Consider the following 24,262-nt stretch of genomic DNA (forward strand, 5'->3'; position numbering starts at 1 on the left):
CCTTCGATGAGTCGCTCTCATCAAAGCTTCGCCGAAAACCTTGCAATGTCAGAATTGAGGACAAATCCAGCAATCCGGCCACCGACACCTCCGGTGATCCCAATGTCATCAGCCCGCAAACTGTAGCATCCAGAACCCAGGCCGGAGCCATGACAGCAACGCCCGGATCTCGTTCAATCCCCACATACGTCCCATCGCCGCGCCGATAGGACCTATAGACTTTTACATTGGCACCAAAATATGCGTGCCACCTATACTGCACGCGATAAACTGACCCGACATGGGCAGAATAAACGGAAACTGGCCCTTCAGCGCAAGAACGCGCTCTTTGCAGGCCATGACGCCGGCGCGCAAAACTGGGCTGTCATCGCATCACTCATTGAGACCTGCAAATTGAACCACGTCGAACCGCACCGCTATCTCACCGGCGTCCTCACTGCCATCGTCAACGGCCACAAGCAAAAACACATCGATCTGCTGCTATCGTGGAATTTCAAAGGCTGATGAACCCATAGCGGTCGTTAGAGGAACAGGGTGTCAATGGCGGCTGAGAGCCCAGTCTTCCGAAATGCTGTACTCGTCCGAAAGTCGGATTTGGGGAATGCACTATTGGGTCCCAGAAGGTGTCAGCTTCAAGCCCGCAAATAGAAAGAAGCATCCCAAGCCACCTTCGACCGACGTTGTTGCATGGAGCAAAAAGAGGTCGGAACGCGCCCTACCCGAGACGGATTTCAGGCGTTGCGTTCGAACTTAGGGCGGCCAAGTTCAGTCATCCGGTTAAGGAAACGGACGCAAATTTTGGCTTCTGTTTGATGATTTTTGAGGGTGCGCGCCTTGAGCTTGTGCCCGATGACAGCCTTCCAACGGCCGATCTGCGTCTTGATGCGACTGTGCTGATTGTAGCCGGATGACTTCTGCCAAGCCATCCGACAGTGCGCTTCGATTTCGGTAATGTGCTGGTCCCGAATCCTCGGCTTTTGCGCGACGACGACGCTTACAACCGCGTTCTTGGGTGTTGGGATGGTGACTTCGATCAACGGGCCGAAGTGCTCGGTCAGAGCCCTGACCGTTGGCTCGCCATCGTAAGCACCATCAGCAAGAAACTTCTCAAAAGGGCCACCGATCTGATCCAGCAGGCCCGGCAGGAGATTGGGGTCGCCAATGTCATCCGCGGTCAATTCAGAGCAAACGATCTCTCCGCTCACAAGTTCAAGACCAAGGTGCAGATTGCGCCAAGCACGTCGTTTACTCTTTGTTGTGTGCTTTTCCTCAAGCCATTCACCCTCGCCAAAGATCTGGAGCCCGGTGCTATCCACAAACAGTTGAACGGGTTTGGTGGTCTCGGATGCAGTTTTGGGGGCCAAGCTCAGCCCATTGCCTCTGCGTGACATGATCGTGAAATGCGGCACCGTGGTATCAAGCCTCATCCGCTTGGAAATAGAGCGCATCAACCCTTGCGTTTGCCGAAGCGCCTGCCTGAACACCATCCGCAACGTTAGCCACATTTCAATCGCGTAATCAGAATACACAGGCTGGCCATCAGGTGTCGTGCGTCGTGGAACCGGCCACACCGCAAGTACATCCTCGCTGAGCTAAACAGTCAGATCGCCACGCCGCCGCAGGCTCTCATTGTAATCGGCACCGTTGGTCATAGAACGCCTTTGCTTCGGGATTCTGGCGCGACGATCAGCGTTAAAATTGTACTGCATTTGCAGCATCCTCAAGAAGACAGACCGCACCCGATATCAGTGGACTTGAGACCCATGTAACAACGCCCCTCTGACCCAAAATCTATGACGACGGACACTAAAGAAGGTCGCTACGCAGCGCTCAATCGGTTAGCGTATTACGCATCAACTTTTTTGGGGAATACATCATAGATCGAACCCGCTTGGGTTATCCAGATGTCATCGCGGCATCGGCAAATATGGGTCAAAGCGCGGCGTAGGTGACGCAGGCGGTAGGGTTGGCCGACAAGATAAGGATGCAAAGCAATGCCCATCACCAAGGGTTCCGATTTCGATTGCTCCAGCATCTCGTCGAAGGTGTCGATCAGAATATCGGCAAACGCCGCAGCACCGTCTTTACGGGCAACAATGGAGGGGATGTCGTTGGCTTCTTGCGGATATGGGATGGAAAGAAGCGGTCCGTGCGCGGTTCTCATCCAGATGGGTTGATCGTCCATGCACCAGTTCAAGGTATAGTCATAACCTGTCTTTTTCAACAAATCAGGCGTGACAGGACTTTCCGCAATCCAGGGCGAGAGCCAACCTTTTGGGGCTTTTTCTTCGGCCTTGGTCAGAACCTCTGTCGCTTCAACGATCAGGGCTTCTTCGTCCGCAGGGGACAGGGCGCTTTGACGCTCCGAATTGGTACGGCCATGGCCGACAATTTCATCGCCACGCGCGCTGAATGCCGCCATAAGGTCAGGTGCGTAATCATACATCGCAGAATTAGCCAGGACGCTCGCGGGCAGGTTCATTGCGTCGAACATTTCGAGCATCCGCCATGCGCCAACGCGGTTGCCATAATCGCGCCATGCATAGTTCAGAATATCGGGTTGTGGCCCGCCGGGTGCAAGTTCTGCACCCAACCCTTCACCGAAGGCAAAGTGTTCAAGGTTCAGACCGATATAGACGGCCAATCGTTTGCCGCCGGGCCATGAGTAATCAGATCTGGCTGTGATCGCGGTGTAATCATATCGGTCGTGGCTCTTTAATTTGATCATAACGGAGCCTCGGACAAGCCTGCCTTTTCAAGCAGTATTTCTGCGCTGTCGTTCCAAACATTGGTGCTTACGATCTGACCGTTGCGGACAACAAAGCTGTCCATATAGCGATTGGTATCGAACGTCGTGCCATCAAGCCATTCGCCGTAGAGATAGCCCGTATTGTAAACATGAACGTCCCCCGTTGCCGGATCATGGGCGGCATCGGTGCGCAGAAACTTCTTCTTCACCCACTTATAACGCTTAGCGTTGAAGGCGGCCGTCTGGTCCGGCCCGGTGAATTTACGGCCACCGGTAAAGGTGATATCAAAATCATCCGACACATAGGCGCGCGCACCCACTGGGTCAGGCACCATTGAACGTTCGAGATAAGCTTCGACAATCATTTTCGCGGCGATGGCGGGGTCGGTTTTCTGGTCCATAATATCCTCTTTCATTACGGAAGGTGAGCTGTGCAATGGCGCTGGCAAAAGCCTTTGACCACTTCGGCAGCGGCGGCATTCATCGTACGGGCCCCGACGTTGGCGTGGGTTATGCGATCTGCCGCCACCAAAGCGCGTTGGCGCAGAGCCGCTTCGTCCAAGGTCAGGATCCGGTCGTCAGAAAATACCATTTGCCCCGCAATCATCACCTCGCGTACGGCGGCCCCTGTTTCTGCCATGACGATCTGGTCCAGTGTCGTGCGCTGCGGTGTGTAGTGACAATAGCTTTGATCGAGGAATACCAAATCCGCAGCCCAACCTAGCGCAATCTGGCCCACGCTGTCGAACCCCAGCAGACGTGCGCTGCCACGCGTCGCCATGTCAAAGGCCTCTGTTGTGCGCACCCATTGTTCGCTGTCAGATGTGTTTACACGGCTCAGCGTGGTGGCAAGGCGCATTGCCTCGAACATGTTCTGGCCGTCGGATGTATTACTTGCATCGGTGCCGATTCCCATCGCGACACCGGCATCTGCAAGCCTGCGCAGAGGGGCGATCCCAGAGCCGAGCCGGAGATTGCTCATCGGATTGTGCGAAATGCCTGCCTCGGCCGCGGCCAGCAACGTCATTTCTGCTTCAGATAGCCAGACGCCGTGCGCACCGCTGAACCGGGGCGATAGGACGCCAAGTTCGGACAGATGTTCGCCGAGTGATGTGCCAAACTTGCGTTGTGCCATGACCTGTTGCAGCCGCGTTTCTGCCAAATGGGTCTGGAGCGGCATAGAGATGTCGTCGGACAGATGGGCGCAGGCTTGCAGGAAGGCGTCCGAACAATGCAGCGGGATGGTTGGACCAAGCCCTGGGCGCACACGACCCGTAGGCACGGGCCAGTTTCTTAGTGCCTGATCGCATACGGCCAATGTGCTGCGCCAATCAGGCAGCGTTATGGCTGCGACGGCCTCTCTTAATGGGCCCTCAAAGGTATCCAGCAGTCCAGGCAGGGCTTGATAAATCGTCTGATCCGCGATCATCGGTGCCACAACTGCGCGTAGACCCACATCATGATAGGCATGTGCGACCGCATATGTGCCCTCAACCGTTGGTCCGGGCAGTTCGATGAAAAGATCGAAACAACTGGTGCAGCCTTTGCGGATCAACTCTACCGCAGAGAGCTGCGCACATAAGGCCAGATCGTCGTGGCTGCGGTCAAGGTTCAGCCAAGCCGAACCTGCTAGGAATGTTTCAAGGATCGCATCGTCTGGAACACCTCCACGCGCCAATGCGCCGTGCGAATGGGTGTGCCCGTTAACAAGGCCGGGAATGATGATGCGTCCGGTGGCATCAAAAGGCTTTGCATCAGCGACGGTTTCACTCTTGGGCAGGATCGCCGCGATCTGATCTTTGTCGATGAGAAGTGATACTTCAGCAAAATTGTCGTTTTCAACAAAAACTTGAGCGCCCCGGATCAGAGTTTTGGTCATGTGCCCACGGTTTCCAGACGAAGAACATGCGCCAAAGCAAGAGCCTTGGCGCATGTATATTCGATTACTTAGTTCAGCGTCACTTCGAAGGCGCGCGCGTCCACGGGCGGCAGGAATGAGCGGTCAAAGATTTCGGACGCTTCGGGCAGTCGATCAAGGTCATAGCCTTTGGCGACAATTTCGATCGACCGCGTCAGTCGTTCGTCCACCAGATCACCCATGCCGATTTCAGTCACTTCAGGCGCGTTCATCAGGTTTGTCAGCGCGAACTCAAGGCGAGCAAGTTCAAGCTCAGGGTTAATAAGGTTATCAAAAGCCATAATCGCCTCGACCGAGCTGTCTTGATTAGCAGCCACTTCCATTGTGGCCTTGTTCACCGCGCGTACCAGACCGGCCACCGCTTCGGGATTTTCAGCCATCAGTTTGCGCGACACCATCATGCCGTTAGAATACAGGTCCATGCCGTAGTCTTCGAAGTTGAACCAGTTGTAGTCGTTGGCAGGGTCTTGGCGGTTCGCGATCAGGTTGAACCAGCTTGTCGAAGTAAAGACGAATGCACCGTCGATATCACCACGGATCATCATCGGCTCTTGCAGGTTCGGCGCCATACTTTCCTGCGATACCAATTCGAGGTCGATGCCGTTCAGTTCCGCAAAGACTGGGAATAAGCGGGTTGTCGGCGTACCCTGTGCACCACCGAGTGTCTTGCCCTCAAAATCAGCGGGCGTTTCGATGCCTGCCGTCTTTGGCGTTACAATCGCGAATGGAGGGCGGTTCCACAGCTGGTACACCATGACAGGCGCTTCACCGGGGCGGGCGGCTGCGTTTTGGATGATGGCATTAATGTCGCCAAAACCTGCATCGTAAGCCCCGCCCATGATGCGCGTCACGGTCGCAGCCGATCCCTCGCCTTGGTCGATGGTGACGTTCAGGCCTTCGTCTTCAAAGTAGCCTTTATTCAGCGCCAGAAGAAACGGCGCGTCGGACCCTTGGGTTTTCCAGCCCAGCGTGAAGCGGATATCGGTCATATCTGCAAGGGCGGGAACGGCTCCGACCATGAGTGTGAGGGCTGCACCGAACAGAGAGTGTTTCATGGGAAGGTCCTTTTCGATTGGATGGAGGAGAGAGACGGATAATTAGGTAATGGCAATGTCATTGCCGCGCGTGGCCCAGCCGGTCACGCGCGCTTCAAGCCATGAGAAGAGCGCGTAAAGGGCAACACCCATCAGGGCGAGGATGATCAATCCAGCAAAAACAAGCGAGACTTGGAAGTTCGAAGAGGCCGTCATCATCACGTTGCCGATGCCCATGTTGGACGCGACCGTTTCCGATAGAACCGCACCGACGAAAGCCAGCGTGATTGCCACCTTCAAAGAGGCAAAGAAGTAAGGCATTGCGCGTGGCAGACCGACATTCCAAAGGATCTCAGATTTTGACGCGCCAAGCGTTTTGAGAACGTCCTCAAGCTCGGGCTCTGTAGTGGCAAGGCCTGTGGCGATATTCACGACGATTGGGAAGACGCAGATCACCATCGCGGTCAGGATTGCAGGCGTTGTGCCCGAGCCGAACCAAAGAACAAAGATCGGCACAACTGCCACTTTGGGAATTGAGGAAAACCCGACCAGCAATGGATAGGCAACCGCATAAGCCACTTTAGATGTGCCTACAATCACTCCCAAGGTAACGCCGATCATAACCCCAAGCGAGAACCCGATCAGCGTAGAATAGAGCGTTTGCAGGATATGTGGCCAGAGCACAGGAAAGCGGGTCCACATCGTGACCAGAATTTCAGATGGCCGCGGCAGAACGAGGTCCGACACGTTCAGGACGATGCATAGCACCTCCCATGTCAGGAAAAACCCGATGATTAGCGACGTCGAGAGTACCCGAATGCGTTGTTTATCAGTCATGGCGCGGCCTTATGTGCTGCGAACTTGCGCGATAAGTTCGCGCAGTCCTTGGGTCATTTCGACAAATTCCGGGCTGTAGATCATGCCAATATCGCGGGGCATCGGGATGTCTACAGGTTCATCCGAGATGATACGCCCCGGACGCGCGCTCATCACGCAGATGCGGTTAGCAAGGTATCCGGCTTCGCGCAGGTCATGGGTGACCAAAAGAACGGTCGGCTTGCGGTCGAGATACAGTTTTTGCATGATTTGCCACAGTTCTTCGCGGGTGAACTGGTCAAGCGCCCCGAAGGGTTCATCGAGCAGCAGAAGATCAGGCTCGTGGATCAAGGACCGGCATAGATTCGATCGTTGCAACATCCCGCCTGACAGCTGCCACGGAAAGTGGCTGGCGAAATCCTTCAAACCCACTTGCCCAAGCAGATCATGCACACGGTCACGGAACGCGCCGGTCTTATCTTTGCGATAACTGTGTTTGAACGGCTCAACTATCTTAAGCGGCATCATAATGTTCTGCTCAATCGTGAGCCATGGAAGCATGGTTGGGTTTTGAAATGCCATACCGATACGCAACTCTTTGGCCTTCGCCTCTTTACCGCCGACCAGAACCAGACCCGCACTTGGCTGGATAAGGTTGCTCACAAGCTTAAGGATCGTGGACTTGCCGCAACCGGAAGGGCCGACAAGAGCGAGAAAATCGCCTTTTTCCATCTTCAGCTTCGTGGGCGACAGGGCGGTGACTGCTTTTTCTCCACTGCCGAAAACAACAGAGGCGTTATCCAGTTCCAACGCCGGTCGAGGATGAGCGCTGGCAGGCTTGGCCTGCTGCGCGGCGACTGCGGGTATGCTAGCTGTCATGTTCATGCCAGAGAGCTAGCAGCGGCAAGGACTGAAGTGGGAAGCAGTTAAGTAAATGAAAATTGAATTATTTCGGGTCTGCCTACTTATTGGGCTGTTTTCATGTACTCCGAGCAAGGATTATACATATGCAGAGGTATACCGCCGCATGACCCAAACGTGAGACAAGGCAACGCGTCGCTTATCTGACGGCGCTGTTAACCATGTCCAAAACATGCTGACGGCGGTCACGTCGCCAGTCACTTCCAGACACATTGAGCCCGAAGGTGGCTGACAATGTGTGGCTGGCATTAATGTGGTGCGCACTTAAAGCGACAATGCTGACGTAAAGTTGCAAAGCATCAATTTCTGCCCGAAACACACCCTCGGCATGGCCGCGCTTCAGCACATCGGAAATATTGTCTAAGAACGGTGCCGACATCTGCTGGATTTCCGGTATCTGGGCGATAAAGCGCCCCCCGAGAAGGTTCTCGCTGCGGATAATGGACAGGAAGGCCGTATTGTTTTCAAAGAAATCAAACGTTGTCTCGGTCAGTCGCATGATTGCCTGTTCAGGTGGCAGGGTATCCAGATGCAGAGCGACCTCGCGCTTGCGGATCTCGGAATAAATGCTGCGCAGTGCTGCCTCGTAAAGGCGCTCTTTATTGTCGAAATAATGGTAGATAAGCCGCGCGTTACACCCTGCGCTTTTCGCTATCTGATGGACCTTTGCGCCATTGTATCCATGCGATACAAATTCATTCAATGCCGCCTCAAGGATTTGGGCTTTGGTGCGCTCTGGATCACGCGTGCGAATGGGCTTGGATCTGGCAAGGGTATTTTTCATATTTCAGCGCTACCAGTAGGTGACATCTTGTCAACCCTGGTGGCCTGTTCCGGATGACTTGCACCTTGATACAACCATCGGCTCGATATCGCCTGTGTTTCATGCGCCGCAGAGTAAACAAGTGCGGAAAATATTTCGACCGAAACCAAGTCTTCAAAACTCATTTTTGAAAGGCCACGATAGGCATTGGGCCGACTGGAAACGGTCGGATTATCCAAGAAGTTACCTGCCATCAGATTTAGTATTCTAGATCATCCAAAAGGCAGCCAGTTCATTTGCTGATACCCAGATCAGAAAACTCCGCATTTCGATCATTTGGCTCAAGAAAGTTCTGCGGTCTGCATGAATGCCCTGTGTGGATAGCTCCTGCATAGCAAGACATATTTGAAGTAATTTCGCACTGGTCAGAAGCAGACGTGTGTCCGGCCTGTTTGCGCGGCACTCGTAGCCGCCGGCCCTGATGGTTTCCGCGACCAAGTCCCAAACGGCTTATCGAACAACAATGTGTCCTGGACATTCGACGGGGTGTCTTGGTTGGCGGGCTGACTGTGCGCCATCATTTCGTAGGTCTTGCTGTCTCGGGTGTTCCTTTTGTTAGGCTGTGTGAGGCCGGTAGTATTCGTTCTTGGTTAACACCGCCCAGACAATTCGAGCAGTCTTGTTTGCCATTGCAACGGTCGCCAGTCGAGCAGGTTTGCGCTCAAGAAGGCCGATAGCCCATGGATCGACGCGGTCAGGATTCACTTTCATTTGCCGCAATCTCGCTGTCATCCCGGTCACCAAAAGACGCCGAATGTATCGGTCACCCATTTTTGTGATCCGTCCTAATCGTTCTTTTCCGCCACTCGACATGTTCAGAGGTGTGAGCCCCAGCCACGCTGCAAATTGTCGACCATTCTTAAACTGTTTTGCGTCGCCGATAGTGGCAACAATGGCGGACGCGGTCACAGGGCCAACGCCTGGGATCGTGCGCAACAGCATAACGCGTTTGTCCAGTTTCGAATGAAGTCGCATGCGCATCTCGTACCAGCGGAACCGGAGATGCATAGCGACAAGTTGGTGGCTAAGTTGTTTCAGAACATCAATTGCGATTTGCGGAAGGGCGGGCTTTTCTCCCTCCAGAACACCTTTGGCGTATTTGACTGCGGCTCCGGTTCCTTGTGGAATGATGACACCAAACTCGGCGAGCAAACTGCGAAGCATGTTGCTGAGTTGTGTTCGTTGCCTGACGATCAAATCGCGCGCACAATGCAGGAACAAGACGGCCTGCTGTTCCTCGGATTTGGGCGCAACAAACCGCATCGTCGGGCGTGTCACCGCTTCACATATAGCTTCGGCATCATTCGCGTCAGATTTGCCGCGTTTGACATAGGGCTTCACATAATTGGCTGGGATCAAGCGAACATCGTGCCCAAGCTTGGTCAGTTCTCGCGCCCAATAGTGGCTGGACCCGCATGCCTCCATGCCGATCAAACAGGGCTCCAGATTGATGAAGAACTGCATGAGTTGTGCGCGCCGGATCGCTCGATTGAAGACAACCTCCCCATCCTCAGTAATTCCGTGAACCTGAAAAACATGTTTGGCCAGATCGATACCGATTGTTGTAACTTGCATTGGGTAGCTCCTTTCATAGCAGTGATAGACAACTGCAGTATGGCGCATTGCGACGCCGGGTGGAGCAGGAGCTATCCACACCAACCGGGGCGGGCAAACTGCAGTACAGCATCGTGTGTAGCAGCTGGTCGTCTGCTAAGGGCTACTCGTGTCTGACCGGTTACCTCGATATTGGAAGGTGCATGTATACAGAGTTATTGTCCGTTTCTAAGATGTCGTTGATCTCTCAGGTCATCAGCGAATGAAAAAGAGCAAGGTTCTGTCGAGAAAATATAGCGACCATGGCCCCCGGTGCACAAAAGCCCGAGAAGTAGCAAACAGGATCAGGTTTTGAGAACACGAATGGGTGTGGGTGGATCGCGTTTCTTTGACAGGCTGACCCGCAACAAACTTGCCGGCAGCATTTCAGACAGCGCCTCGCCAACCAACCGCGCGGCACGGGACAAGGATCGTCTGGCATCGACAACGACGCTGATCGTCTGGGGTCGCAAATTCTTATCCGCTAACGGTACAAAGAATAAGCTGCCTTCTTCTAGTTCTCGCAGGGTGTCAAGTTGCGACGTAATCGCAAGATACGAGCCACCGATCAGCGCTTGTTTTAAAAACTGTAAGGAATTCGTCACCAGTGTGGGTTCGGCTTGATCGAACAGCCAGCCGTAGCGTTCGTCGAGATATCCGCGCACCGGCAAGGCGCGGCTTTGAACAGCGAGTGGGTGCTTCGCGGCTTCGCTCAGGGTGGTTCGCTCAGCTCCCCAAAGCGGATGACCCACCCCGACCACGCAACCAAGGGGCAAGGGCGCGGACCAGAGAACGTGCCGAGACTTGTCTGTCGGCAGATTGAAGGCCAAGGCAAGATCGATGCTTCCGATTTCGAGTTCGTGCGCGACTTCTTTTGGGGTCATGATGTCAACGGAGAACCTGATGCGCGAATAACGCTCTGCAAACGTCTCTATCAAATCCGGAAGAACCGAATTTGCGAGGCTGTCCATAGCGCCCAGACGCACAGTGCCGAATTGCTCTCCGCGCATGGTGCGCAAGTCTTCTTCGAGACGGGCCTCATCCGCGCGCCAACGCCGTGCCATCAGCACTGCCGTTTCGCCCGCAGAGGTGAGCCGCATACCACGTGCGTGCCTTTCAAAAAGAGGAGTTTGGCATAGCTCCTCCAAAGCGATGATTTGTCGGTCGATTGCCGAGGCGGCGATACCAAGTGCCCGTGAGGCGGCCTGAATGGACCCGACCCGGGCGACAGTTTCGAGATAATTTAGGCTTCTCGGCAGAAGGTGAAGCGGCATCCTATCTCCCTAGAGCGTTGCCTTTTTGCGTATGCAGCATGGATTCTTTTGCAATAGATGGCAATGGCTAAGCGAGGCTAGTATCTGCGGGATCACTCGGAGAACCACATGCCGGACACCGCGCCACTCTCTTTTTCGATTAGCGCTTTGAACAGGGCGACAGACAGTCAAGCCGCCGCCATGATGGATAGGGTCGTCGAGCGTTCGCCCTGGCTTGCCCATCGCGCGGCAGCGGCGCGACCGTTTCGCGACGCCGACCATCTGGCCGCCTGGCTTGCCACCGAAGTGAGCCATTTGTCTCACGATGAAGCCGTGCTGTTGCTGTGTGCGCATCCTGAGTTGTCGCCATCCGACCCAGCCAACATAACACAGGCATCGCAAAATGAGCAGGGTCGGCTTCGATTGCTTCGGCCCGATCTTCAGCTGTCAGAGCGACTATCGGAGCTCAACCGACGGTACCTGCGGCATCACGGGTATCCTTTCGTTATCGCGCTACACGCACAAACCGACATTTCCGCCGTGATTGCTCAATTCGAACACAGGCTTGCGGCCGACCCGGATGAAGAATTGACCTGCGCACTGGGAGAGGTCGTTTCGGTCATGCGGGCCCGGCTCGCCAAGCTGGCGGGCGCAATGCCCACGACTAATGGGGCGCCTGAAACCACCTTCACATCGGTAGCAAGCACAAGAGGATCTGGACCATGAAGGACCTTCTATTGCGCTTGCGTCGAAAGGATCAGACCGCCCGTCCGTCTCTTACATATGTCGGAGCCCTCGGGGGGGCCGGGCTTCTGGCTTTGAGCATGGTGTTCATCGTTGGCGGGTTTGAGCTAGGTATCGGGTCCTTGCGCCGTCTCGGCACCGGCGCGTTCCCGGTCATCACCGGTTTCACGCTTGCGGTGCTGTCTCTCGCCATCATCGCCGCTGACCTGCGCGACACATCGGACGCGGAACCACCCGATTGGATATCGTTCGCAGCGATTGGCGCGGCATTGGCGGTTTTCGCCCTCACAGTTGGCCGGATCGGTTTGGTGCCCGGCGTGTTTCTGACAACCATTACCGCTAGCCTTCCGGACCCGTCGCTGCGGTTGGTTGGAAAGCTTGCACTGGGCGCTGGCGTGTCGCTGGTATGCTGGGCGTTATTCATCGGTCTGATTGGCTTGCCGTTCGACGCGTTTATGGGCCTTTAAGATGGAGATTCTGACCGGATTTGGGAACGGATTGCTCGTCGCGCTTCAGCCGGAAAACCTGCTCTACTGTTTCATTGGCGTGTTTTTGGGAACTTTTATCGGTGTTTTGCCTGGCATCGGCTCGCTTGCCGCAATTTCGATGATCCTGCCTTTGACGTTCTACCTTGAACCAACGTCAGCGCTGGTGATGATCGCAGGCGTTTATTATGGGGCAGAATATGGTGGCTCAATTGCCTCGATCCTGATGAACATACCAGGCACGCCGTCCTCTTCGATTACCTGCATCGACGGCTACCCAATGGCCCGCGAGGGGCGGGCAGGTGTGGCGCTTTTCGCGAGCGCTATCGCGTCCTTTGGCGGCGGAATCATGGGAATGATCGTCATGGCGGTACTTGCGCCAAGTCTCGCGGAACTTGCGTTGAACTTCGGCCCGACAGAGTATTTCGCGGTCATCCTTCTGGGCCTTGTGGCGGCCTCCGCGGTATCGAACGGGAACCCGCTGAAGGGCATAGCGATGGTTGTTGTGGGCCTGATGCTTGGCACTGTCGGCGTGGATATTACGACCGGTGCGGAACGCTTTACCATGGGAATTCCCGAAATGCGCGATGGTGTGCATCTGGTGATCGTTGCTATGGGCCTCTTCGGCGTGGGTGAACTGATCGTGTCGATCCGCGCCAATGCTACTGGCGCGCACCAGAACGAAATCGACTATTCCCAATTCTACCCCACCCAACAGGAGTGGAAAGCCATCTTTGCGCCAATCATGCGCGGTTCCGGCATCGGCAGCTTTTTTGGCGCGCTGCCGGGCACAGGCCAGACCGTCGCATCCGCCGTTGCCTATGCAGTCGAAAAGAAGATCTCGCCAAATCGCGCGAATTTCGGCAAGGGTGCAATCGAAGGTGTCGCCGTTCCAGAGGCGGCGAACAACTCGGCCACGCAGACCGCCTTCATTCCCACGCTGACCCTCGGCGTGCCGGGGAGTGCCTCGATGGCGCTCGTGATCGGGGCCCTGATGATGTACGGTATCGTTCCGGGACCTCGGCTGCTGGTGGAGCATGCCGACCTCTTCTGGGGGCTGGTCGCAAGCTTCCTAATTGGGAACGTGTTGCTTCTTATTCTAAACATCCCGCTCATTGGGCTTTGGGTGCGGCTGCTCAAGATACCATACCGCTACATGTATCCCACGATTATCGTCCTGATCTGTGTTGGCGTCTACTCGATCAACAACAACGTCTTTGATGTATGGTTGACGCTTGCGTTCGGCTGGGTCGGCTATCTGATGCGCCTGTTCCGGTTTGAGCCCGCACCTTTCCTAATCGGTTTTGTGCTGGGTCCGATGATGGAAGAACAGTTGCGCCGCGCCATGCTGTTGTCGCGCGGCGACGCAACAGTCTTCCTAACCCGTCCTATCAGCGGCACGCTGATTGCGATCACTGTCCTGCTTCTTACCTACGCGATCTATTCGTCCGTGAAACAGCGGCGTGCGCAAAATAAAGCGCAGATCGCATCGGAGCCGTAATTCAATCCAACTTCCAGACAAGGAAATACATAAACCATGAAACATTTACTCGCACTTAGCGCCGCCACGCTTCTCCTTGCTGCTCCGTTACACGCAGAGCCCGGCAAATGGACGGACGAGCCCGTTCGCATTGTCGTCACCTTCCCGCCGGGGGGAACCAGTGACCTGATTGCCCGCGTTCTCGCAAAGTATTTCGAAAGCGAATACGGACAAAAGGCGGTTGTAGACAACCGGCCGGGTGCTGGTGGCACGGTCGCGGCCGATTTCGTGGCCGAGCAGGATGCGGATGGCACGACCCTGATCCTTGGCAATAACGCGCCATTTACCATCGCACCGACACAGTTCGAAAACCTCCCCTATGATCCGATGGGCGATTTCACCCATATCGCCTATCTCGGCGCATCGACGCCCGCATTGTTCGTGCAGCCGTCCTCCGGAATCACGACCATTGAGCAGTATATTGACACAGCCAAGGGCGACGGCATCACCTATGGCTCGTCAGGCGTCGGCTCTATCACGCATATCCTCGGCAAGGCTGTGGACGTTGAGCTTGGCATCGAACAAATTCACGTACCCTATCAAGGCAGCGCGCCTGCTATCCAAGATTTTCGCGCTGGGGTGCTCGAGGCCTATTACGATATGGTCGCGCTCAACCGGGATTTGATCACCGAAGGCGAAACGCAGCCTATCGCACTTGCCGCCCCTGAACGTTCGCCGATCTTTCCTGAAATTCCGACTTTCCGTGAACTCGGCCACGACATCGTGATTGAGAACTGGACGGGGTTGTCAGGCCCGGCGGGCATGGATCCCGCGATGGTGAAAACGATTAATGAAACGGTGGCAGAGATCATGCAGCTTGAGGCCGTCATCGCGCAACTGGCACAGTTCGGCATCGCCCATATACCTATGGACACGGAAGAGTTCACCACTTTCGTACAAGGCACCATCACGACATGGGAACCGCTCATCAAGGCTGCAAAGGTCAATGGCTGACCTCGATGCATCGCGGTGCGTCCTTGGCGCACCGCACCTACAGAGACAAAGCCTGTGAAGATTGCCGTCCTGTTTGTCGGCGAAGTGCATGATCGCGGCTTCAATCAGTGCGCTCTTGAAGGTGTCAAGCGGATGCAGGCAACAGGCACGGCGGAGATAGAGATCATCAGTGGCGTGTCCTACCACCCGGACGCAATGATAGAGGCGTTGGAGGCCGCGACCGCCCGCGCGGATGGCGTCTTGTTCATCGGCGGACAGGGCAACAGTGTCACGCCGCAGGTTGCGGCGTCCTATCCTGATCGCAGATTTGCGGTCGTGCAGGGCAACGTCATTGGCGCCAACCTCGCCAGTTATGATGTGCTACAAGAGCAATCGGCGTTTCTGGCCGGTGTGGCAGCGGCGAGGCTGACTGAAAGCGGGGTCGTTGGCCACCTTTCGGGTCATCGCGTGGCTCCGGGTCTCAAAGGGCGCGCTGCTTTTGCGTCGGGTCTGCGCCATGTGGATGAAACCATCCGGTTGGTCACCGGCTTCTGCGACACGCAAGACTGCAATGAGACCACGCAGATATGGGCCGGTGCCATCGCAGATTCCGGAGCCGACATTCTCTTTACCATGCTCAATGGCGCACGGGACGGCGCGATCGAGGCTTGCCGGGCTAACGGGATGCGCCAAATCGGCAACGCCACGGATTGGTGCGCCGTAGACGCGGCGGTTTTCGTCGCATCCGCCGTGGCCCGGATCGATCTGGGTGTCGAGCGCGCCGTGACGCATATGCTGGCCGGGCGATGCCCCGACCAGATCGAGTACCTCGGACTGGCGCAAGGCGCGGTTGAGCTGACCTGCGCGCCCGACGTTCCCGAGGCCGTTCGAGAAGAAGTAGTTACGACTGCCGGATTGATATCAAACGGGCAACTTGACGTGGACACGGTCTATGAGGGACCCGAATTCGAGTTGGAAACATGACAAAAACTACCCTGAAAGCTGCGGCGGGCGGTATATCCATCCATGCTGTTGATGTTTCGCGGGGCATTCCAGCCTATGGCCTGTCGGTGCGGCTCATGCGTCTCGACCCCGATCCTGTCGAGATTGCTGGCGGTGCCTGCGCCGCAAACGGCCACTTCATCCATCCAGTGACCGAGGGCGCGGGCGTCATTCGTGGGATGTATGAAGTAACATTGGGAGTTGGAAACTACTACCGCCAGAGCGGCACAGAAGTACCTGACCCTGCGTTCGTTGAGGATGCCGTGTTCCGCTTTGGCGTCGAACGGGTGAGCGAGCATTTTCACCTGCCCTTCAAATTCACGCCTTGGGGCTTTTCCCTGTTCCGAGGGGGCCCATGATATTCTCTGGCTCTACGGTTGCAGCAAAGGGCAGCCATGCGGACTGAAACTGCAGCACGACCGATGACGCGTCAACGACCGGAATGGGCCGGTTCGTCACTTTTCCTTGCTTTCACCATTCTTTCGCGCGTCAAACTTTTCCCAAACATACATGCGGCCTTTTTGGCGTGCGTCGGCAAGCCAAAGCTTCTTGCGGATGCCTGCGACCTCAAGATTGCTGTATTTACCACCTGAGAACTTTGGCCAGTCAATAGCCAGTCCTTGCTTGACCAATTCCTCGGATAGATCACGCCCATCGGGCAGGAAGCACTTTGCAACTGTGCGGCCATAGTCGTCTTCATCAGTAATTTCGGCGCGTATCCTATGACCCTTACACAGACGCACCATGGCCCACTTGGCCTTCTTGCCATAAGGGTGATTGAGTTCCGGCGCGTCTATCCCGTAAAGGCGCACTTGGGTCTTTTGGATCGTAATTGTGTCACCGTCTGTAACGTAAGCTGGCCCTTCCAGCACGCGTGGCAGCGTGACTGATTGTGCGCTCTCTGCATCAAACGCCTCGCCCCTTTCTGGCGCAAAAGACTGTGGCGTTTTGGGTTGCGCGGAAAAACCGGTGATGCTGCGACCTGCCTTATGGGCAAGCGTTTTTCCAACAGGTTTCCTGTTTGGTTTGGCATTGGGCCGGTAGGTCGGCTTGAACAGCGCTCTTAAAAGAAATCTCAACATGGCTGAACTGTACGAGGCGGTGCCCCTCAGGGCAAACGGATTGCAAAGGGGCTAATCGATAACATCATCGATCTGCCAAAAGGTTGTATTTGTAAGGTGCTTCCCGGCTTGCCGCTCGTCCTGCAATGGATAGGTCAGCTGCAGCGCTGTCGAGTGGCCGGTATGGTGAAGCGAGAAAGCTTCACCATTTTACACGCTGCTATTCGCCGGTTACAGCAGCCGAAAATAATTCCAACGCGCCCTTCATCGCCAAAACCGCCGGGTGATCTGCGGCGAGGCCATGGGACGGTGCGACAGCTGTTGGGTCGTCATAAGTCGCCCAGGTTTGACCGTTGACATCTTCATAGAACAAGATCCGCAGTGGCAGGTTCAGGGCCATGGTTTGACCTGTTTGCCAAGCGCTCGCCCCGATTTTGGGACTGCCGAAGATCACGACTGTTGTGGGGCGCAGATCTTTGCCGACCGCGGCATTGCCAGCAGCAAAGTCAATCGTGTTGAATACCTGCGCGCCTGCGGTTTCAACGGCGTCTTTCAACCGCTGCACCGAATTTGCGACGTTGGCGTTGCTTGCCACATTGATGCGTTCTGCCATGGCAGTCCCTGCGGATGTCGCTGCGATAAATGCTAGTGTGATCAGTGATTTCATGGTTGTCTCCTGAGCGTTCGATGTCCGATCAGTTTTGGTCTGGGTAACGTCTAGGCTTCACGAACTGCGGATTCTGGAGGATTTTTGGAGGAATGTGCCCTGAGCCGAAATAACGCCCAAGTCTGGTGTTTTGGTTCTTTTGCGCTCGATAAAGCGTCCTTTCAACTTATGCATTCTGAAAGCCCGGTTGCGATTGAGCGGCAAAGCCTGCGCGTTTTGATCTTCCTTAACCGTCACAGGGATCGCGTTGTGTCAAAGGACGATCTGGTTGAAGCGATCTGGCAAGGGCGAGCGATCAGTTACTGAGCGATTTCCGGGGCGATCAAAGCTGTTCGGATTGCGCTTGGCGACACCGACCGCGATACCCGTATCATCAAGACGATCCACGGGCGCGGATTTCGCTTTGTCGCGGATGTTATTTCCAGAAATCCCGAAAGAGCCTCGGAGCCGCTTCCAACTGTCCTTGTCCGCGCCTTCCGATCCAGCGGAGAGGACGCGGCACTCGATTATCTTGCAGATGGTGTGACAGAAGATCTGATCCACAGCCTGTCGCGACACGATGCGTTGAACGTGCTGTCCTACAACACGACCCAAGCGTTCGGAGATGCGGTGCCGGAGGACATCTACGGCGTCACGCACATTGTTGATGGCAGCATACGATAAAGCGGTACACGCACCCGTGTGAGTGCGGCCATCCTCGATGGAAACGGGCAGCGGCAAATCTGGGCCGGGCGTTTTGATCTGTCTCAGGAAAGTCTTTAGGCTGGTCAATATCTGATCGCAGACCGTTTGCTCGCCGTGATCGCGCCGGATCAAACCCGACCAGCCAAACAGCGGCGCGGCACTGTAGATTCTCAGGCATATGATGCTTACCAAAAAGGCCACTAAGCTTATTTTCGCTATGAACCTCAAGCCTTTATCGAAGCGCTTTCGCACTTTGAAAAAGCGGCTGAGCTGGACCCTGATTTTGCCAACGCCTATGCACAGCAGGCCTATTGCCGCACAACGCTCTATTGTTTTGGATTGCCCGGCAGTGACAAAACGCTGGATCCAGCAGAGGGTCTTGCGCGCGAGGCCATCAGGCGAAACGACGTCGCGGCACTCGGATACGCGCGGCTCGGTTGGGTGCTGGGCTATCTTGGGCGGCCTCAGGAAACCATCGCTGCCTTTGATGCCGCCTTGATGCGCGACCCAGACAACCCCGAGACTTATCTGGCCTATGGCGAGACGATGAACCGCCTTGCACGCCCGTACAACGCTGGGCCACTTTTGGAAACTGTGTTCTCGAAAGACAGCTTTCTACCGCCCAGTTGGGAAATCCCGCAAGGTCATCGAAACCTCGTGTTGGGAGAGCAAGAGGTGGCCATAGGGCACTTTCAATCCGTGCTGGATCGCGTCTCGCGATTCGATCCGGCACGGGTTCAAATGGTGCGCGCTCTCTGGGAACTTGGTGACACCGAGGGCGCAAAGCAGGGTACTGCGAGGATCAAAAAATCGCGCCCAAGTACAGCCTTGCCGACTCAAAACGCATGTTTCCGTATCCCGTTCAGAAAGAAGCGGATGCGCTGACGTTAGCGCTGTCAGGTGCAGGGTTGCATTAAGTTTTATGAGCGAAGCGGACGTTCACTACAGCAGTTTAAAGCCTGCTTTGTACCGCAACTTGCTCATCGGGGTGGGCCAAAGCGAATGGCAGCGATACATGGAACCGGTCTTTGGCCGGGTTCAGCATGAACTTACAGACTGCGAAACAGAACGGTTTTCGCTGCACTCGCCCCGATGGCCGCTCTCATTTATTTTCGCTGACTGAAATAGCCATCCTTTCTTCACAAAAAGAGTTAGACGTAGCAACAACGTTGGGAGCAATTTGCCTTGCCGTAAGAGCAATCAGAATTCGTCCCAGCCGTCGTGGCTCGCACGTCCACCGCCACCTGCGACGGCACTTTTGGGCTGCGCTGGAGCCTGGGCTGGTCTGTCCATTTTGACAACTTTAGCTTCCTCGCCTGTCCGAAAGCTTGCCGTCGATTGCTTCAAATTATCAGCCTCGCTTGCGAGCAAGGCACTAGCAGCTGTGACTTCCTCAAATGAGGCCGCCTGTTTCTGTGTGTTTTGGTCAATTTGGCTTACTGCGGTTGTAATGTCGCCGATGCCATTCACCTGTTCTGATATTGCGGTGGATATCTCCTCAACCCCTTTCGAGATGCTGACAACGCTATCAGCAATCGCTTCCAGCGAAGACTTCGCGCCGGAGACTTTTTCAACACCCTCAGAAACCGCTGCATCACTTTTTGTGATCACAGCTGCTATTTCCTTTGAAGCTTCGGCCGCTCTTTGGGCGAGTTGGCGGACCTCAGAGGCGACTACAGAGAAGCCACGACCAGCCTCTCCCGCGCGCGCCGCTTCAACGCCAGCATTCAACGCAAGCAGATTAATCTGAAAAGCAATGTCCTCGATCATACCGACCACACGGGTAATCTCTTTTGAAGCGTCAGCGATACTTGCCATTGAGTCGGCGGCATCAGCTGCAACTTTTTCACTAGACTGGGCCGTATCACGCGCTGTCTGTGCGTTCTTGCTTGCGTCTTCGACGCTCCCGCTGACCTGCTTGATACTTGCAGAAAGTTCCTCGAGAGCCGCGGACGTCTCTTCCAGAGAAGCTGCATTCTGTTCAGCTTGTTTTGATAGTGCTTCGGAAGTATCGCGCAACTCAACTGATGATGAGACAAGCGTGTTACCGCTACCCGAAATATCAACGATGAGAGACTTAAGCCCGTCTATCATATTGTTCACATTCTTCTGTAGATGGCCGAACGCTCCTCGGAAATCGCCGTCCATAGGCTTCGTCAGATCCCCACCGGCAACACGTTCCAACGCTTCACCGGTTCTGGAAAGACCCTGATCCACGGCACCCAACAATTGGTTGATGTTCTCTGCAAGCTCATTGAGGATCCGATCAGAGAATTTCGCATCCACTCGTTTGGAAAACTGACCGTCGATAGCGGCTTCCACAACGGTGCCGAATGAATTCCCAAGGTCGATCATCATGGCTTCCCTCTCTTCGGCTGCCTTATGATCCGCCTCTTCTTTTTCCTTCGCCATATCGACTTCACGTTGTGCAGCGGTCTCCGCCTCCTGTTTGGCTGCTTCAGCTTCTTCTTGTGCATTTTGAGCTTGATGACGTGCTTGGTCAGATAGTTTCAAGCTCTCCTCCAACTCATCTGCTTTGACTTGCATCTCGTTATTGAGCCGTTGCAACTGAACGACCGTCAAGACAAGAGCTGCAGTTTCCAGAACGACAATCACGGCATGAAACGTGGTACGTCTGATGTTTTCAAGAAACCCGCCTGACGGATAGATTAAGGATGGCATCAGTATCGTCATTGAAACATGATGGACCGCGATGATTGCAGCGGCGATCAACACGGCTGGCACGCTGCGCAAGCTCACCAAAATTGCAAGAAGGGCAAAGTACAGCATGTGGGTATCAATCTGCCAGGGGTGCCCCTGAAATGCCTGGTTAAATGCAATGGCCTGGCCAATCAAAGCGACAGCTGCGCCGACGGCTAGTAGCTTTGGTTGGCTCCACCCCATTATGAAACCCAGACTGACAAAAGCTCCCGAAACAACGGCTGTCATCAACAGGCTTCCACCAATCAGGAATGCGGTGAGCATCGCACATGGAATGAACGAAGCTGCAATACCAAATACCATACGGGCTGGCGCAGACTGTTTTGATACAAACATGAGAACTAGATCCTCGGAACCTGGTTGATTTTTGGGATTTCAATGCCGCAGAGCGCTGCCAAGGCACTGGCGGGTATCATTGTGTAGCCAGAGGTTTGGAGCTGATCGTGTGCCGTTTGGGATGCAAGGATCATCCGTGACAGCGGAGGGCGAATTGGTCCGAGCTCCTGAGCTCCAGACGATGACATGTCCCTAGTTAGACTCGCTGATGATCCGAATTCGAAAACCAAGTAGACACCAGCTTTGTCGGGAAGACCCGACTGGGACGCGACGACGGACAATGGCCCAACGGCCAGCGTAAACACGAAGATACAGATTATCCAAAGCGAAGATTTAATCATTCGTGAGGGGATACCGAAAGTGTCTTTCGCTTCGGTTAATTCGCGATAGCTCTCAGTACAATTGAGTGCGCGAAATTTTCTGACTTTCTTTTGCAGGCTAAGAAAGGTCCAGAAACGCTCTTCGACATGCTAAGGATATTGTTCTCGCAGGAAGTCGCTTTGTTTCGTTTGCAAGTGCAGGCATTTCCCCTGTTCGTGGGTACATATGTATTGGAAATGTGTTGCCGTTTTCGAAAAGGTATACAGATAAAGGATACGCCTGACGGATACCTGCCCGGGGCGTACCTTGGCGAGTCCTCCGGAATTACCTTGTAGCTCCCCAACAGCGGCCGTTCGTCGTTGTTGCAGAATCGGTCACCTTGGGCTCTCCTGACACCTTCGCCGCGTGATCGACGAAAGGCAGGTCTAAGATCAGGTACTTTTCGCTGCACCGCGTGTGTACTCACAAACAACGGCGATAATCGCATTCCCTTAACTTAGATACTAATCGACCAATGCTTTGCCGCAACACTGACACCCGCCCGTGCCGGTAAATCTATCATAGCTATATTCTCTTGACGTCATTCGTTTCCTACTAAGCCAGCTCAGCCCAGCAAGTTTAGATAGCCTGCTTTAAAATCTTCATCCGCTCTTTTAGGAACGAATTTCTCCGGCTTGTCTAAAACCCAATGGGTTGTCGCGATGAGCTTGGCAGATTTACCATCGCTGAAAATCACGCGCGGCCTGTGCTCGGGAACTGCTCTCTTAAACGCAGCCCCCGCATCAACTGCGGTTGTGAAAGTTTCTGTTACGTCGATATGAGCATAAGACAGCGTGTACGTTCCATTCATCATGAAAGTATTGCGGCATAATTGCTGACCTATTTCAAAGTTTCACGTGTCCCGAATACTCAATACACACAAACGCATGCTGGGAAACATCATGAACGTTTCAGCGGGACTGTTTTGAATTGAGGCTCTTAGTTACCCAACTTTATTGGTGAGATTTGTAGTTCGGATCCCAACTGTGCAATTTATGCGCTCCTTCGCGATGCTCAGGCCGGGCCCGCGTGAACCAAGCCGCCCATCGCTGCGCTCAGCGTCTTGGCCATTCGGCTTTGGTCCCTCACGCAAGAAAGTCTTGGGACTGCCGCCCCGAGCGCACTTCATTACAAACAGATCGAAGAGAAGCTTGCTTTAACGGCTTCCCGCGCCCTCAAAAGGCACGTGAGCCTCCGACAAAGACAGAGCTTCTTTTTCCGGTTTTCCCTTCCGTTTGCACCCCCGCTTCTCGCCGAAGGGCAAGAGTTGCATGCGCAACCCCTAAACCCAAGGAAGGAAACAGGACAATGCAAAACAACCAAATCATAAACGGCGATGCCGCCGCAGTTTTAAAAACCATCGAAGAGGGCAGTGTTGATCTGGTGATCACCGATCCGCCGTATCTTGTGAACTACAAAGACCGCCAAGGCCGCAGTTTGCAGAACGACAATAATCTGGGCGGTGTGTTGCCGGTGTTTGAGCCGATGGCGCGAGCAATGAAGCAAAGTAGTTATGCGATTTGTTTCTCTGGCTGGTCAGCATTGCCCCAATTCACGCAAGCATGGGAGGCGGCAGGGCTTAAGATCGTCAGTGAGATTGTCTGGAGCAAGAAATACACATCGCGGCGTGGCTTTACGCAGTATCGCCATGAAAGCGCCTATGTCTTGGCGAAAGGCAATCCGGCAAAGCCTGCGCGCCCGATGAGTAGCGTGCAAGGCTGGGTCTATTCCGGCAATAAACGCCACCCCACGGAAAAAGCCGTTGAAATACTTGCGCCGCTTGTTCGGTGTTTCTCAAAGCCGGGCGATTTGGTGTGTGATCCGTTCTCAGGCTCAGACTCTACATCGGTTGCGGCGGTCTTGAATGGCCGGGACTATCTCGGGATTGAGCTGGAAAAAGCCCATTGCGAGACCGCGCGCGCGCGTTTGACAGAGGCGCGGCGGTATCGTGCAGAACAAGCCACCCAATACCAAAAGGTGGCGGCATGACCTATCAAAGCGAACAACTTGGATTTGATGCATTGCTGGACACAGCAGCGCAGGACAATAAGCGCCTCAAGTTTGAACAGGAAACGCAGCATTTGCCCGCGCTGGCATCGGAGGCCTTTGCGTATCATCGCCAGCAGATCAAAGAGCATCACGCGGCCATGCTGGAAAACGATTTTGAGGCAGCAATTGCCATCCGCAAGGAGGCGCATTTGTTGGCGCTCAAGCTCAACAATGGCGAGCCGGGCATTCTTGCGGGGCAAACAGCGCCGGGATGCGTGCTTGCCGCGCAGTGCGCCGCATCGCCCGGCGCGGTGCCGCTATGCGGTCAGAACGGGCGCTTTGAAATCACGCTGGAAACGGCGGATGCGCCATTGATCGCGCAGATCGACGCCAAGGGCATGTTTGGCATTGGCGGAGCGTCGATGCCCTATGTCGGGTTTTCTACCCGCGCGATTGATCCGCTGCGGTCTTTTATCAGCGAAACAGGCTATCGCAGTTTTCTGGGGTGCTCTGTGCCGCCTGCGAAGGGTCTCACCGTTGACGGGTTTGTCCGCAAGATCATTGCCACGCATGTTCAGCAGGTCTTAAGGGGGGCGGCTTGTGAGTATTGATCCGCGTTACTTTAAGACATAG

24 protein-coding genes and 2 pseudogenes are annotated in these 24,262 nt (G+C 54.9%); 10 read left to right on the forward strand and 16 right to left on the reverse strand.

Features of this window, described 5'->3' with window-relative positions; all coding sequences use genetic code 11:
• Window positions 1-294: 294 nt before the first annotated feature.
• Window positions 295-504: pseudogene (locus RLO149_RS15960) on the forward strand (transposase domain-containing protein); the annotation flags it as partial.
• A 227-nt stretch (window positions 505-731) separates the two neighbouring features.
• Here RLO149_RS15960 and RLO149_RS15965 read toward each other — a convergent pair.
• The 11 genes and pseudogenes from RLO149_RS15965 to RLO149_RS16010 all read right to left on the reverse strand — a co-directional run.
• A pseudogene (locus tag RLO149_RS15965) lies at window positions 732-1,580 on the reverse strand (IS5 family transposase); the annotation flags it as partial.
• 266 nt (window positions 1,581-1,846) lie between these two features.
• Window positions 1,847-2,728 carry a polysaccharide deacetylase family protein gene (locus RLO149_RS15970; RefSeq protein WP_013963134.1) on the reverse strand — a complete coding sequence of 294 codons (882 nt, stop codon included), beginning with the start codon at window positions 2,726-2,728 and terminating at the stop codon, window positions 1,847-1,849.
• Window positions 2,725-3,150: a nuclear transport factor 2-like protein gene (locus RLO149_RS15975; protein ID WP_013963135.1), complete on the reverse strand. Its 426-nt coding sequence runs from the start codon at window positions 3,148-3,150 to the stop codon at window positions 2,725-2,727. Before RLO149_RS15975 ends, RLO149_RS15970 begins: the two co-directional genes overlap by 4 nt.
• 14 nt (window positions 3,151-3,164) lie before the next feature.
• A complete protein-coding gene (locus tag RLO149_RS15980; protein WP_013963136.1) occupies window positions 3,165-4,628 on the reverse strand; it encodes an amidohydrolase family protein in 1,464 nt (487 codons plus the stop codon).
• Window positions 4,629-4,696: 68 nt separating this feature from the next.
• Complete coding sequence (locus RLO149_RS15985) at window positions 4,697-5,722, reverse strand: ABC transporter substrate-binding protein (protein ID WP_013963137.1); 1,026 nt, start codon at window positions 5,720-5,722, stop codon at window positions 4,697-4,699.
• Between the two features lie 42 nt (window positions 5,723-5,764).
• A complete protein-coding gene (locus RLO149_RS15990) occupies window positions 5,765-6,538 on the reverse strand; it encodes an ABC transporter permease (RefSeq protein WP_013963138.1) in 774 nt (257 codons plus the stop codon).
• Window positions 6,539-6,547: 9 nt separating this feature from the next.
• Window positions 6,548-7,402 carry an ABC transporter ATP-binding protein gene (locus tag RLO149_RS15995; protein ID WP_013963139.1) on the reverse strand — a complete coding sequence of 285 codons (855 nt, stop codon included), beginning with the start codon at window positions 7,400-7,402 and terminating at the stop codon, window positions 6,548-6,550.
• A 175-nt stretch (window positions 7,403-7,577) separates the two neighbouring features.
• A complete protein-coding gene (locus RLO149_RS16000; RefSeq protein WP_013963140.1) occupies window positions 7,578-8,222 on the reverse strand; it encodes a TetR/AcrR family transcriptional regulator in 645 nt (214 codons plus the stop codon).
• Entirely contained in the window at window positions 8,219-8,440 is a 222-nt protein-coding gene (locus tag RLO149_RS23605) for a hypothetical protein (RefSeq protein WP_148264379.1), read from the reverse strand. Before RLO149_RS23605 ends, RLO149_RS16000 begins: the two co-directional genes overlap by 4 nt.
• A 376-nt stretch (window positions 8,441-8,816) precedes the next feature.
• On the reverse strand, window positions 8,817-9,836 hold the full coding sequence (locus RLO149_RS16005) for an IS110 family RNA-guided transposase (protein WP_013960549.1): 1,020 nt from the start codon (window positions 9,834-9,836) through the stop codon (window positions 8,817-8,819).
• A gap of 323 nt (window positions 9,837-10,159) precedes the next feature.
• Complete coding sequence (locus RLO149_RS16010) at window positions 10,160-11,128, reverse strand: LysR family transcriptional regulator (protein WP_013963143.1); 969 nt, start codon at window positions 11,126-11,128, stop codon at window positions 10,160-10,162.
• 108 nt (window positions 11,129-11,236) lie between these two features.
• Between RLO149_RS16010 and RLO149_RS22935 the strand changes: the two genes are divergently transcribed.
• The 6 genes from RLO149_RS22935 to RLO149_RS16040 are packed head-to-tail and all read left to right on the forward strand — an operon-like array spanning window position 11,237 to window position 16,170.
• Window positions 11,237-11,833 carry a 2-oxo-4-hydroxy-4-carboxy-5-ureidoimidazoline decarboxylase gene (locus RLO149_RS22935; protein WP_013963144.1) on the forward strand — a complete coding sequence of 199 codons (597 nt, stop codon included), beginning with the start codon at window positions 11,237-11,239 and terminating at the stop codon, window positions 11,831-11,833.
• The gene (locus RLO149_RS22940; RefSeq protein ID WP_013963145.1) at window positions 11,830-12,318 is read left to right on the forward strand and encodes a tripartite tricarboxylate transporter TctB family protein; all 489 of its coding nucleotides are present in this window, start codon (window positions 11,830-11,832) and stop codon (window positions 12,316-12,318) included. Before RLO149_RS22935 ends, RLO149_RS22940 begins: the two co-directional genes overlap by 4 nt.
• A gap of 1 nt (window position 12,319) precedes the next feature.
• On the forward strand, window positions 12,320-13,837 hold the full coding sequence (locus RLO149_RS16025) for a tripartite tricarboxylate transporter permease (protein ID WP_013963146.1): 1,518 nt from the start codon (window positions 12,320-12,322) through the stop codon (window positions 13,835-13,837).
• 36 nt (window positions 13,838-13,873) lie between these two features.
• Window positions 13,874-14,830 carry a Bug family tripartite tricarboxylate transporter substrate binding protein gene (locus RLO149_RS16030; protein ID WP_013963147.1) on the forward strand — a complete coding sequence of 319 codons (957 nt, stop codon included), beginning with the start codon at window positions 13,874-13,876 and terminating at the stop codon, window positions 14,828-14,830.
• 54 nt (window positions 14,831-14,884) lie between these two features.
• Window positions 14,885-15,793, forward strand: coding sequence for a BMP family ABC transporter substrate-binding protein (locus RLO149_RS16035; RefSeq protein WP_013963148.1), 909 nt, complete (start codon window positions 14,885-14,887; stop codon window positions 15,791-15,793).
• Window positions 15,790-16,170 (forward strand): hydroxyisourate hydrolase, encoded by a 381-nt coding sequence (locus RLO149_RS16040; RefSeq protein ID WP_013963149.1) that lies wholly within the window; start codon window positions 15,790-15,792, stop codon window positions 16,168-16,170. Before RLO149_RS16035 ends, RLO149_RS16040 begins: the two co-directional genes overlap by 4 nt.
• Before the next feature lie 96 nt (window positions 16,171-16,266).
• Here RLO149_RS16040 and RLO149_RS24165 read toward each other — a convergent pair whose 3' ends face one another.
• The 3 genes from RLO149_RS24165 to RLO149_RS23815 form a co-directional block, all read right to left on the reverse strand.
• Window positions 16,267-16,893, reverse strand: a complete 627-nt coding sequence (locus tag RLO149_RS24165; protein WP_013963150.1) for a thermonuclease family protein — start codon at window positions 16,891-16,893, stop codon at window positions 16,267-16,269.
• Between the two features lie 199 nt (window positions 16,894-17,092).
• Window positions 17,093-17,539 (reverse strand): DUF302 domain-containing protein, encoded by a 447-nt coding sequence (locus RLO149_RS16050; protein WP_013963151.1) that lies wholly within the window; start codon window positions 17,537-17,539, stop codon window positions 17,093-17,095.
• A 252-nt stretch (window positions 17,540-17,791) separates the two neighbouring features.
• Window positions 17,792-18,424 carry a hypothetical protein gene (locus RLO149_RS23815; RefSeq protein ID WP_044025394.1) on the reverse strand — a complete coding sequence of 211 codons (633 nt, stop codon included), beginning with the start codon at window positions 18,422-18,424 and terminating at the stop codon, window positions 17,792-17,794.
• A 138-nt stretch (window positions 18,425-18,562) separates the two neighbouring features.
• Here RLO149_RS23815 and RLO149_RS16060 point away from each other — a divergent pair, with 138 nt between their 5' ends.
• Entirely contained in the window at window positions 18,563-19,108 is a 546-nt protein-coding gene (locus RLO149_RS16060; RefSeq protein WP_013963154.1) for a tetratricopeptide repeat protein, read from the forward strand.
• Window positions 19,109-19,423: 315 nt separating this feature from the next.
• On the opposite strand, the gene RLO149_RS22945 is transcribed toward RLO149_RS16060, so the two are convergent.
• Both RLO149_RS22945 and RLO149_RS16075 read right to left on the reverse strand, forming a co-directional pair.
• Entirely contained in the window at window positions 19,424-21,280 is a 1,857-nt protein-coding gene (locus RLO149_RS22945) for a methyl-accepting chemotaxis protein (RefSeq protein ID WP_013963155.1), read from the reverse strand.
• A 925-nt stretch (window positions 21,281-22,205) separates the two neighbouring features.
• Complete coding sequence (locus tag RLO149_RS16075) at window positions 22,206-22,454, reverse strand: hypothetical protein (protein WP_013963158.1); 249 nt, start codon at window positions 22,452-22,454, stop codon at window positions 22,206-22,208.
• Window positions 22,455-22,948: 494 nt separating this feature from the next.
• Between RLO149_RS16075 and RLO149_RS16080 the strand changes: the two genes are divergently transcribed.
• Window positions 22,949-23,629: a DNA methyltransferase gene (locus RLO149_RS16080; RefSeq protein ID WP_013963159.1), complete on the forward strand. Its 681-nt coding sequence runs from the start codon at window positions 22,949-22,951 to the stop codon at window positions 23,627-23,629.
• Window positions 23,626-24,240 carry a hypothetical protein gene (locus RLO149_RS16085; protein WP_013963160.1) on the forward strand — a complete coding sequence of 205 codons (615 nt, stop codon included), beginning with the start codon at window positions 23,626-23,628 and terminating at the stop codon, window positions 24,238-24,240. The genes RLO149_RS16080 and RLO149_RS16085 overlap by 4 nt, the downstream gene beginning before the upstream one ends.
• Window positions 24,241-24,262: the final 22 nt, after the last annotated feature.

Origin of the sequence: Roseobacter litoralis Och 149 (assembly GCF_000154785.2) — a bacterium.
Lineage (GTDB): Bacteria > Pseudomonadota > Alphaproteobacteria > Rhodobacterales > Rhodobacteraceae > Roseobacter > Roseobacter litoralis.